The sequence below is a fragment of the Streptomyces sp. SID11385 genome, assembly GCF_010548245.1.
In the GTDB taxonomy this organism is placed as follows: domain Bacteria; phylum Actinomycetota; class Actinomycetes; order Streptomycetales; family Streptomycetaceae; genus Streptomyces.
In genome coordinates this window covers 1-10,827 of the sequence record NZ_JAAGLR010001023.1, presented here as the reverse complement: position 1 = coordinate 10,827, position 10,827 = coordinate 1, and the positions used below count along the sequence as shown (strand labels likewise).

The following is a 10,827-nucleotide window of genomic DNA, read 5'->3' as shown; positions in this document are numbered from 1 at the left end:
AGCGCCCGTGCGGCCTCGGTCCCCGACCGCCCCCGCGCGAGCGCGGAGCGCACGGCGCCGTCGAGGCGGGCCCCGGAGACGGCGGAGGCGCCCTCGGGGGTACGGGTCTGCTGCGCCTCGTACGACGGGAGCCACCCCCCGCGCAGCCCCGCCGCGAGCACGGCGGCGAGCAGCAGCGGCGCGGCGAGCGGGAAGCCCTGCCCGGCGCGGGGTCTCGGCACGCGGGGGCTCTCGGGCATGGCGGGGAGTCTAGGGCCTGTCGTCAAATTCCCGTCTGCCGTGCGACGCCATGCACGCTCCCCCAGCCTGGCGGCCGGGAGGTGCCCCCGCTCGCCGCACCGCTCCCAGACCCAAGTACGTCCAGTACGAGGGCCTGGGGGCGGCACGCCGAGAGCACGCGCCTGACGCCGCACGGCCGCCCTTCGGGCGACGACGGGAATTTGACGACAGGCCCTAGTGGCGGAGGGGCCGCGCGAAGGCGCGTACCGGGAACGCCGCCCGCCCGGCGAAGGCGCCGCACGCACGAAGGCGCCGCACGGCCTGTGACCGTGCGGCGCCCGGAAGCCCTCGAACCGTGCGGCGGCTCAGACCTTCAAGTACTTGCGCAGCGCGAAGAACGCGGCGAGCGCGGGCATCACGATGCTCGTCGCGAGGACGAGCGGCAGCTTCTCGATGACCGGGCCCCAGCCGATGAACTCGATGAGGTTGAGCTTCGAGGAGAGGTCGAGGCCGCCGTCGATGATGAAGAACCGGCCGCCCACGAGCATTCCGCAGGCCACGATCCCGCCGATGAGCCCGGCGACCGCCGCCTCCATGATGAACGGCGCCTGGATGTAGAAGCCCGAGGCGCCGACGAGCCGCATGATCCCGGTCTCGCGGCGGCGGCTGAACGCCGAGACGCGGACGGTGTTCACGATCAGCATGAGCGCGACGACGAGCATGAGGGCCATGAGCGCGCGGGCCGCCCAGTTCATGCCGTCGAGCAGTCCGAAGAGGTTGTCGAGGATGCTCTTCTGGTCCTGGACCGACTGCACGCCCGCGCGCCCCTTGAAGGCGGTCGCGATGACGTCGTAGTCCTTCGGGTCCTTGAGCTTGACGCGGAAGGACTCCGGCATGAGGTCCGGGGTGAGCTGGGATGCGATCGGCGAGCGGCTGAATTCCTTCTGGTACAGCTTGTACGCCTGGTCGGCCGTCTCGTGCGCGACCGTCTGGACGGCGGGCATCTTCTTGAGGTCGGTCTCGATCTGCTGGCGCTGCTCGGGGGTCACCGCCCCCTTGGCGCACGACGGGCTCTCGCCGACGTCGTTCTTGCCGCACAGGTAGACGGTCACGTTGACCTTGTCGTACCAGTAGCCCTTCATCGAGTCGACCTGGTCGCTCATGAGGAGCGAGGCGCCGAAGAGGGCGAGGGAGAGGGCGACCGAGACGACCACCGCGAAGGTCATCGTGAGATTGCGCCGGAGACCGACCCCGATCTCCGACAGGACGAACTGGGCGCGCATGGCGTCCTTTCAGAACTCAAGGCGTCCGCGGGACGGCCGGCCCGCGGACGCCGGGGGTCAGTGCTGGTAGCCGTAGACGCCGCGGGACTGGTCGCGGACGAGGCGGCCCTTCTCCAGCTCGATGACGCGCTTGCGCATCTGGTCGACGATCTGCTGGTCGTGCGTCGCCATGACGACGGTGGTCCCGGTCCGGTTGATCCGGTCGAGCAGCTTCATGATGCCGACCGAGGTCTGGGGGTCCAGGTTCCCTGTGGGCTCGTCGGCGATGAGGAGCTTGGGCCGGTTGACGAAGGCGCGGGCGATGGCGACGCGTTGCTGCTCACCACCGGACAGCTCGCCGGGCATCCGGTCCTCCTTGCCGCCGAGGCCGACGAGGTCGAGCACCTGCGGCACCGATTTGCGGATGTCGCCCTTCGACTTGCCGATGACCTCCTGCGCGAAGGCGACGTTCTGCGCGACCGTCTTGTTGGGCAGCAGGCGGAAGTCCTGGAAGACGTTGCCGAGCTGGCGGCGCATCTGCGGCACCTTCCAGTTCGACAGGCGGGCGAGATCCTTGCCGAGGACGTGGACCTGCCCGTGGCTCGCGCGCTCCTCGCGCAGGATCAGCCGCAGGAAGGTCGACTTCCCCGAGCCCGAGGACCCCACGAGGAAGACGAACTCGCCGCGCTCGACTTCCAGGGAGACGTCCCTGAGTGCGGGGCGGGTCTGTTTGGGGTAGGTCTTGGAGACGTTGTCGAATCGGATCACGAAAACACCACGGATCGCCGGGGGTAGGTGAGCGTGACCATACGCGACCCCGGGGGCGCCGCGCAGACACCGTCCCGGGCTCGCGCGCGGACGATCCGCCGTTCCGGGCACGATCGCGGGCAAAGCGGGCGGCGGTACGGGCCCGCCGGGCCCCGCGTGCCTCGCGTACGCCCGCGCCCGCGCCACGGCGGCCGGGACCTGGCACAGTGGAGAGGTACGGCCCGGCCGGAAGGATGAAGCGCATGACCTACGACCGACTGGTGTGCGCGAACTGCGCCGCTCCGGTGAGCGAGGGCCGCTGTCCGGTGTGCCGCGCGAGCCGCGAGCGGCTCAAGGAGGCGCGGGGGCAGTCGCCCTTCTCGCAGCTCAGCCCGCCGGTGCTGCTCGCCCTGCTGGTGGCGTGCGTGGCGGCGGTGGTGGTGCTCGCCGAGCGCTTCGCCTGACCGCGTGGAGATCGCGTGAGGAAACGGCGGGGGCCGGGTGCGTGCGCACCCGGCCCCCGCCGTCGTCGTCAGGCGGTGTGGCCGCCGCGGCCCGTGAGACGGGGCAGGAAGCGGAAGCCGATACCGCCCGCGATCATGGTCGCGGCGCCGAGGACCAGGAAGGTCGTGTCGGCCGCGCCGGTCTCGGCCAGCTCGTCCTTCGGCGCCCCCTGCTCCACGGGCTGCTGCCCGAGGCTGTCGGGCCCGGCACCGGTGGAGCCGTTGCCGCCGCCCGCGGCGGGCGAGGACGCCGCGCCGGAGGGCTGGGTGCCCGGGTCGCTGGGGTGCGTGCTCGGGTCGGAGGGCCCGGTGCTCGGGTCGGACGGGTCCGTACCGGGGTCGGACGGGTCCGTACCGGGGTCGGACGGGTCGGTGCCCGGGTCCGTCGGGTCCGTACCCGGATCGGTCGGGTCGGTGCCCGGGTCCGTCGGGTCCGTACCGGGGTCCGTCGGGTCGGTGCCCGGGTCCGTCGGGTCCGTACCGGGGTCCGTCGGGTCCGTGCCCGGGTCGGTGGGGTCGGTCGGCGGATCGGTCGGGATCGTCGTGCCCGGGTCGGTCGGGTCCGTACCCGGGTCGGTCGGGTCGGTGCCCGGGTCCGTCGGGTCGGTCGCCCCGACCGTCGGCTCCGTGTTGTCGCCGTTGAAGGCGACGGCGTGTGCGGCGCCCGCGGCCGACAGGGACGCCCCGGCCGCGATGGCGGCACCCGCGGCGACCCGCGCCACGCGGACCCGCATTCTGTTCGTCATGTGCTAACTACCCCCAGTAGCGATACGTACGTACGTGGGACGACGCGAGGGGTCGCGCGGACAGGGGGCCTCCTGGATCGTGCCCCCGTGCGCACACGCCCCAGAAACGCGCATGCCACCCGCCACCCTCCCGGCCCGCCGCAGACACGTCAAGCGCCTTAAGAGCGCCTCGCCCGCCTTCGTACCGCTTTGGGACTGTGAAGACTCCCGTAAGAAAAACTGCGGCAACTCCCCTGGCGAAAAAGGGAAGTTGCCGCAGGGGGATCATTCCTCACCGCCGGGCTCAGGCTTGTCCCTTGCGCCCCATGTTCAGAGCCTTGCGGTAGAGCTCGGGGACTCGGTAACGCTCCAGCCCGCCGCTACCCGACACCCCCTCAAGGAGTCCCACTTCGCGAGCAAGTCTGACCTGGTCCGGATCAGCGTGTTGGAGCCTTACCGCGTCGAACGGCGTCGTCCCGATCAGTTCCAGAGTTCGCAGCAAAGGATTGAGTTCGGGGAACTCGTCGCTTCGCAGGGCATCCAGAGCAGCCACGCTGACGTGGTCAAGGGATTCGACGAGCGCCTTGGGGCGAATGAGGGAACGCGAATACGGGGAGCCCTCCTCCAGGATCTTCTCCTTCTCCAAGGCCTTGGACATGATCTGCGCGAGGGCGCGGGGCGAGTGGTCGCCGTTCGCATCGGCGAGGCGCGCCCAGACCCAGCGATCCGTGTACGCCGTCTTGCCACCCGAGATCCGCTCACTGACGAGCACTCTCCACGCCTCGCGAACGAAGTCCTCCGGCCAGTACTCGACCGGTGTCTCCAGATCGAATCCCTTGCGCTTCGGCTTGGGGTCCCTGAGGGTGAGCTGCCCCGCCACCAAGCGCTTATACGGATCCGAACGCCATGCCTGATTGATGACGATACGCAGGTAGTCGATCTGGTTCTCCCAAGCGAGCCGCACCGAACGAGCCTGGAGATGCGACTTGTTGGGCAGCTTGACCTCGCGCCAGATGTCCTCGCGGAGCAACACCTTGAACCTGAGATGGCGCAGGTTCTGCCCCACTTCATTGACCACTGTGAGCAGCCCGGCCACCGCGTCGCTGCGCCGGTGGCGTTCCTCGTCGGTGCCGCCGAATCCGGTGTCGAGGCCGTCGAAGAGAAGTACGCACTCCTCGGTAAGACTTCGGTCGATATCTTGCAGCCACTCCTCCACGCGAAGCGCGGCCCGGGAGTCGTTGAAGAGCAGGGCGAGGTCGTCGAGCGTGGCGGTGCCGACGTTGTGGTCGCCGGAAGCGGCCGTCTTCAGCTCACCATCCACCCAGCCGGGCCTCGGCACTTCGTCCGGCCTGACCCGGAGCACGGCGAGGGCGACGAGGGCCGTCCACACGGCGCCCCAGGGCAGCCCGCGCTCGCGCATCTGGGATTCCAGCCCGGCGTAGAAGCGGACTCCGGGCGTCCAGCCGAACTGCTCGGCCATGCCGGACGGTGCCGTCACCACCACCGAAGGGGCTTCCTGGGACGCCAGTACGCGGAAGACCGCCGTCTTCCCCGTGCCCTTGCGCCCGATGACGAGCGGGGTGTCCGTACTCAACGCCTTGTCGACGTCCGCGGTGCTGAGGAAGGTGGCTGTCAGCTCAGCGAGATCCTGGTTCTCCGCCGTCTCGCCCGCGAACTGAAGACTGTCCAATACCTCGGCCTTGGTGGGCTCCTCGCGTTCTTCCGCCACCGCGCCCAGGCCGTCCCGAGGCTCCACCAGTCCGGTGATCCACTCCGCGACGGCGGCGAAGTCACCAAAGTCCTCCCGAACCCGCATGACGGAGTCGGAGACGGCGAGGACTTCCTGATAGCTGACGACCTGGATGATCTCGTCCAGGGCTTCGAACGCCGGGCCGCCCTCCTCGGTGCGCGCCACCGAAAGCCACTCCCCGACCCAGTTCTGCGCCCTCTCCTCGTACCGTGCGCGCAGCTCGGGGGCCGCTGGAACCGGGGAGACGATGAAGCGGACCTCCGGCGTACAGGGCTGCTCCGGGTCGCCGCGCCACGACTTCGCCGCGAGCAGAGCCCGCGTGAGCGCCCGCGTGCCGGCCTTCGCCTGGGGGTGGGGGTAGAAGGCGATGACGTTGATGTCGGAGACGTCGAAGAGCAGGGGCGCGGCGAGTGGGCTGATCCCGGTGCGCGAGTCGATCAGGACGACGTCTGGTTTCTCGGGGAGTTCCTTGATCTTCTCCACGAGCAGGCGGAGCGGGTTGACTTCGCCCTCCCCGTACCAAGCCATGGGGTCGAGGTGGGACAACATGCGGGCGTACTCGGCGTCGGGGCGCCCGGCGGGAAGAACATACAGTCCCCGGCTCTCTGCCACCGGCAGGATGTGGTTGCCCAAGTCGGCGATCCGCCCGCTGACCTCCGCCCCCGCGAGGAGTGGAACGACACCTGTGCCGGGGGCCACCTCGTCCTCGACCTCGAAGAGTGCGGCGAGACCGGGCGCCTCCAGGTCCATATCGACGCACAGCACCGTCAGCCCCTGCCCCGCGATGGCTCGCGCGGTGTGGGCGAGCGCTGTGGAACGCCCCACCCCGCCGCGCAGCGAGTAGAACGTCGAGACGACCGGGGCACCGAGCGTGCCGAAATTATCGGAGGGGAAGCGCACGGTGATCTCTTCGGCCGCGCCTTGGGCGAGAGCTTCGGGCCACAGCGGAAGCTCTTCGACCTCCAAGGAGGCACTGCTGAGCTCTTCCTCGCCGAAGAAGGATGCCTCGTCGGGTGTCAGCAGGTCGTAGCCGAGGATCTGCGCACCGGGCAGCAAAACGTCCACGCGCTCGCGCCGGGCTCGGGGGGGCAGCCGCTCGAAGCCGTCGGAGATGACCTTGACCCGAACGCCGGAGAACGGGCTCGCGGCCACGCGGACCCGCTCCCCGAACTCCTCCCGCAGCACCGCCTCCATGCGTGCTGCTTCCTGTGCCTGTGTCACGCTCCGTCCTTCCTCTGCGCCCGTGCGGCACGCCGTTCCGATTGCGGGCGAAGGTAGCGCGTGCACCACTTCACGAACTCGGCCGCGGCCTTGATCTGGGTCTCGATGTGGATATCCTGCGCCAGAGTGGCCTGGTAGCGGAGGCTGACGTCCCGGTCGGCCAGAAAAGCCAATGTCTCGTCGGACAGGCCGGTCAGACGGAAACCCGCACTCGCCACGATGACAGGGATGTTGTGTCCGTCGCGTCCTTTGGGGACCTTCTTGCCGTATGCGACGCACAGTGCCTTCGCCAAGCACTCGGCGGTGAATCCCAGGTGGTACAGACAGGCGACGTGCCGCCCGGCGTGGTGCAGCGCGAGCGCGTCGGAGCGGCGCTCAAGAGCCACGTCCTCCCAGTCCGCGGCCGTACATGGATCCTGGTACACCCTCTGCCCCCTCCGTGGTCTCTCCGCACTTTAATGGCGGCGTCCCGGGAGGTGGACCAATCGACGAAAAAGCGGGCCGTTCGTGGAGAGCCGCACTCGCACGGCTCTCCACGAACGACCCGCTTCCGGCACCCGCAGCGCGCTCAGCCCTCCTGCTGCTCCTGCTGCTTGCGCCAGCGGATGCCGGCCTCCAGGAAGCCGTCGATCTCGCCGTTGAAGACGGCCTCGGGGTTGCCGACCTCGTGCTCGGTGCGGAGGTCCTTGACCATCTGGTAGGGGTGCAGGACGTAGGAGCGCATCTGGTTGCCCCAGGAGTTGCCGCCGTCGCCCTTGAGGGCGTTCATCTTCTCCTGCTCCTCCTGGCGGCGGCGTTCGAGCAGCTTCGCCTGGAGGACGTTCATCGCGGTCGCCTTGTTCTGGATCTGCGAGCGCTCGTTCTGGCAGGAGACGACGATGCCGGTGGGCAGGTGGGTCAGGCGCACGGCCGAGTCGGTCGTGTTGACGCCCTGGCCGCCGGGGCCCGAGGAGCGGTACACGTCGACGCGCAGCTCGGACTCGTCGATCTCGATGTGGTCGGTCTGCTCGACCACGGGCAGCACCTCGACGCCCGCGAAGGAGGTCTGGCGGCGGCCCTGGTTGTCGAAGGGGGAGATGCGGACGAGGCGGTGGGTGCCCTGCTCGACGGAGAGGGTGCCGTAGGCGTACGGGACGTGCACGGCGAAGGTCGTGGACTTGATGCCCGCCTCTTCGGCGTAGGACGTCTCGTACAGCTCCGTCTTGTAGCCGAGCCGCTCGGCCCAGCGCAGGTACATGCGCTGGAGGCGCTCGGCGAAGTCGGAGGCGTCCACGCCCCCGGCCTCGGCGCGGATCGTGACGACGGCCTCGCGGGAGTCGTACTCGCCGGAGAGGAGGGTGCGGACCTCCATCTCGTCGAGCGCCTTGCGCACGGCGGCCAGCTCCTGCTCCGCCTCCTCCTGCGTGTCCGCGTCGCCCTCGTCGGCGGCCAGCTCGAAGAGCACGCCCAGGTCGTCGATGCGCCCGCGCAGGCCCTCGGCCTTGCGGACCTCGGCCTGGAGGTGGCTCAGCTTGCTGGTGATCTTCTGGGCCGCTTCGGGGTCGTCCCACAGCGACGGAGCCGCTGCCTGCTCCTCCAGGGAAGCGATTTCTCCCCGCATCTTGTCGAGGTCGAGGACGGCCTCGATCGACTCCATGGTGGAGGACAGGGACTTGAGCTCTTCGGATACATCGACGACTGCCACGTCCATCAGGGTAACCGGGCGGCGGGGGCTCGGGCGAAGCCCGCCCCCTGTCGGGGGTGCGCGTGGCAGGGTGACGCGCATGACCGATTACGGGCACGACCTCCTCTTCGGCTCCTTCGTCACCCCTTCCTCGGCCCGCCCCGCCGAGGTCGTCCAGCTCGCGGTGGCCTCCGAGCGCGCGGGGCTCGACCTCGTGACCTTCCAGGACCACCCCTACCAGCCCGCGCTGCTCGACACGCAGGCCCTCCTCGCCTTCGTCGCGGCCCGCACCACGCGCGTCCGCCTCGCGGCGAACGTCACCAACCTGCCGCTGCGCCCGCCCGCCGTCCTCGCCCGTACCGCGGCGACGCTCGACCTGCTCAGCGGCGGACGCTTCGAGCTGGGCATCGGCGCGGGCGGCTTCCGCGACGCGGTCGTGGCGATGGGCGGCCGGGGGCTGCCGCCCGGCGAATCGGTGGACGCGCTCGCCGAGGCGATCACCCTGATCCGTGAGCTGTGGAACACCGGGGAGCGCGGCGGCGTCCACCACCGGGGTACGTACTACGCCGCCGACGGCGCCAAGCGCGGCCCGCGCCCGGCCCATGAGATCGGCGTCTGGGTCGGCGCGTACGGCCCCCGCATGCTCGCCCTCACCGGCCGCCTCGCCACGGGCTGGCTCCCCTCGTACGACTACCTCAAGGGCGGCACGGCGGCCCTGCCCGCGATGAACGCCCGCATCGACGAGGCGGCGCGGGAGGCGGGCCGGGACCCGAACGAGATCCGCCGCTTCCTCAACATCATGAAGCCGGAACAGGCGACCGTGGACTTCCTCACAGAACTGGCCACGGACCACGGCATCAGCGGCTTCATCGTGGGAGGCGACGACGAGGCGGCGCTCAGAAAGCTGGGCGAGGAAGTGGCCCCGGCGGTGAGGGCGGCTGTCAGCCCCTCCGGCGACTGAGGAGCAGGGGTCCGGGGGCAGCGCCCCCGGAAATCCGCTCACCCACCGGAGGTCACGGCCGCGGTCCCCGTCTGCTCCGCCCCCGAGTCGCTGTCGTCCCCGCCCGCCACCAGCCACCCGGCCACAGCGAGTATCACCACAGCGACCCCCGCCCCGATCCCCGTCCGCACGCGCCGCCTCCGCAGCGCCGTCTCCCGGGCCCGGGCGGACCCCGGCCGGGGCGCCCCGGGAGCGCGCGGGACGCGCGCCGTCCCGTGCGCGCCGCCGGACAGCTCGTCCACCCCCGGCACCCGCATGCTCGTGTGCGTGTCCCGCCCCGAGTCCTTCCCCGGCGCGTTCGGTACGAGCGACACCGCGCCCCGCTGCACCCCGCTCGGCGCCTCCTCGGCCACCGCCTCGCCGGGCCCGTCCTCCGGCTCCGGCTGCGGCTCGTCCACCTCCAGGGCGGGCAGCCTGTCGAGCAGCGGCGCCATCTCCCGCAGCCGCTCGGCGAGTTCGGAGGCGCGCAGCCGCGAGGCGGGGGCCTTGGCGAGGCACTGGAGGAGGAGCTGCCACAGCTCCTCGGGGATGCCGGGGAGCGGCGCGACCGTCTCCGTCACGTGCCGCCGCAGGATCGCCCCGGGGTGGCCGCCGCCGAACGGCGTGAAGCCCGCGAGCAGCTCGTACAGGACCGTCGCGAGCGCGTAGATGTCGACGGCGGCGCGCGGCGGCAGGCCCTCGACGATCTCGGGGGCGCAGTAGTCCGGCGTCCCGATGATCTTCGTGCTGCGGCCCGTGGGCGTGGAGCGAGGGCTGTCGATGAGCTTGGCGACGCCGAAGTCGGTGAGGAGCGCGGGGTGTTCGCCCGCGCGACCGGGGGTGCCCGACATGTCCAGGAGGATGTTCTCGGGCTTGACGTCGCGGTGCACGACCCCGGCCTTGTGCGCGAAGGCGAGCGCGTCGGCGATGTCGGCGACGATCGCCGCCGCCGCGGCGGGGGCGAGGCGGTGGGCGGAGTCGAGGCGGGTGCGCAGGTCGGTGCCGCGTACGGCGTCCATGACGAGCGCGAGGTCGTTGCCGTCCACGACGAGGTCGCGCACGGTGACGATGTGGGGGTGTTCGAGGCCGAGCAGCGCGGTGCGCTCCTGGACGAAGCGGCCGACGAGTTCCTGGTCCGCCGCCAGCTCCTCGCGGAGCAGTTTGATCGCGACGGGCCCCTCGGGTCCGTCGCCGAGCCACACACTCCCCGCGCTGCCCCGCCCGAGGAGCTGGTGTGCGGTGTACCGGCTGCCGATCTTGCGTGCCAAAACTGCTCCGACAGGTCGGGCCCCGGCACGGCCCGGGGCGTGGCGTTGCGACGTTTGCAAAGTCGTGGCGATGCGACGATGCGCAAAGTTACGCGCGTCCTGGGGTCTTCCGTGCCCAGGATCGCCCTTCGCGCCACATCGGGGCGGCGATCGGTCCGGTTTTGCGGCGGTTCGGCGGCCGAAGACGTCCACCGATTGTCGACTTGTCGCTGAACTCGCCCGCAGAACCTCTTCCGCTACCCGTTCAGCTTCGAGAACCAGCCCGAGACTTCCTTGATCCAGCTGCCGAGCTGGTCCCAGTAGCCCTTGCCCGTCCCGATCCAGTCCTGGAGCGGGCTCACCTCCCACACGATCCAGCCGACCACGAAGAGGATCACCACGGTGAACAGGCAGCCCTTGAGGCAGCCGAGGCCGGGGATGTGCATCGGGTTGGCGCTGCGGCGGCGCGGCTCGCGCGGGGGTCGCGGCTCGCGGCGGGGCGGGGCCTCGG

The 10,827-nt window shown here is 70.7% G+C and carries 9 protein-coding genes and 2 pseudogenes; 2 read left to right on the top strand and 9 right to left on the bottom strand.

What is annotated here, in order from left to right; all coding sequences use genetic code 11:
- From G3I42_RS31500 to ftsE, 3 genes and pseudogenes are all read right to left on the bottom strand, one after another.
- A pseudogene (locus G3I42_RS31500) lies at window positions 1–239 on the bottom strand (peptidase S41); the annotation flags it as partial.
- Window positions 240–584: 345 nt separating this feature from the next.
- The gene (ftsX, locus tag G3I42_RS31495) at window positions 585–1,502 is read right to left on the bottom strand and encodes a permease-like cell division protein FtsX (RefSeq protein ID WP_164291102.1); all 918 of its coding nucleotides are present in this window, start codon (window positions 1,500–1,502) and stop codon (window positions 585–587) included.
- Between the two features lie 57 nt (window positions 1,503–1,559).
- On the bottom strand, window positions 1,560–2,249 hold the full coding sequence (gene ftsE / locus G3I42_RS31490) for a cell division ATP-binding protein FtsE (RefSeq protein ID WP_164291101.1): 690 nt from the start codon (window positions 2,247–2,249) through the stop codon (window positions 1,560–1,562).
- Between the two features lie 242 nt (window positions 2,250–2,491).
- On the opposite strand from ftsE, the gene G3I42_RS31485 reads away from it, so the two are divergent.
- On the top strand, window positions 2,492–2,692 hold the full coding sequence (locus tag G3I42_RS31485) for a hypothetical protein (protein ID WP_164291100.1): 201 nt from the start codon (window positions 2,492–2,494) through the stop codon (window positions 2,690–2,692).
- Window positions 2,693–2,760: 68 nt separating this feature from the next.
- Here G3I42_RS31485 and G3I42_RS31480 read toward each other — a convergent pair whose 3' ends face one another.
- The 4 genes from G3I42_RS31480 to prfB form a co-directional block, all read right to left on the bottom strand.
- Window positions 2,761–3,477 (bottom strand): LPXTG cell wall anchor domain-containing protein, encoded by a 717-nt coding sequence (locus G3I42_RS31480; protein WP_164291099.1) that lies wholly within the window; start codon window positions 3,475–3,477, stop codon window positions 2,761–2,763.
- A 283-nt stretch (window positions 3,478–3,760) separates the two neighbouring features.
- Window positions 3,761–6,427 carry a ParA family protein gene (locus tag G3I42_RS31475; RefSeq protein WP_164291098.1) on the bottom strand — a complete coding sequence of 889 codons (2,667 nt, stop codon included), beginning with the start codon at window positions 6,425–6,427 and terminating at the stop codon, window positions 3,761–3,763.
- A complete protein-coding gene (locus G3I42_RS31470) occupies window positions 6,424–6,852 on the bottom strand; it encodes a HEPN domain-containing protein (protein WP_164291097.1) in 429 nt (142 codons plus the stop codon). Before G3I42_RS31470 ends, G3I42_RS31475 begins: the two co-directional genes overlap by 4 nt.
- A 143-nt stretch (window positions 6,853–6,995) precedes the next feature.
- The gene (gene prfB, locus G3I42_RS31465; protein ID WP_164291096.1) at window positions 6,996–8,111 is read right to left on the bottom strand and encodes a peptide chain release factor 2; all 1,116 of its coding nucleotides are present in this window, start codon (window positions 8,109–8,111) and stop codon (window positions 6,996–6,998) included.
- A 79-nt stretch (window positions 8,112–8,190) separates the two neighbouring features.
- Here prfB and G3I42_RS31460 point away from each other — a divergent pair, with 79 nt between their 5' ends.
- Window positions 8,191–9,051, top strand: a complete 861-nt coding sequence (locus G3I42_RS31460) for an LLM class flavin-dependent oxidoreductase (protein WP_164291095.1) — start codon at window positions 8,191–8,193, stop codon at window positions 9,049–9,051.
- 38 nt (window positions 9,052–9,089) lie between these two features.
- Here the strand turns inward: G3I42_RS31460 and G3I42_RS31455 are convergent, their stop codons facing one another.
- Window positions 9,090–10,337, bottom strand: coding sequence for a serine/threonine-protein kinase (locus tag G3I42_RS31455; protein ID WP_164291094.1), 1,248 nt, complete (start codon window positions 10,335–10,337; stop codon window positions 9,090–9,092).
- Window positions 10,338–10,573: 236 nt separating this feature from the next.
- Window positions 10,574–10,827, bottom strand: a pseudogene (locus G3I42_RS31450) (serine/threonine protein kinase); the annotation flags it as partial.

What these genes read in the sequence shown, in the direction of transcription:
- G3I42_RS31460 (WP_164291095.1), top strand. Translation starts at nt 8,191, where the DNA reads ATGACCGATTACGGGCACGACCTCCTCTTCGGCTCCTTCGTCACCCCT.
- ftsX (WP_164291102.1), bottom strand. Translation starts at nt 1,502, where the DNA reads ATGCGCGCCCAGTTCGTCCTGTCGGAGATCGGGGTCGGTCTCCGGCGC.
- G3I42_RS31480 (WP_164291099.1), bottom strand. Translation starts at nt 3,477, where the DNA reads ATGACGAACAGAATGCGGGTCCGCGTGGCGCGGGTCGCCGCGGGTGCC.
- G3I42_RS31485 (WP_164291100.1), top strand. Translation starts at nt 2,492, where the DNA reads ATGACCTACGACCGACTGGTGTGCGCGAACTGCGCCGCTCCGGTGAGC.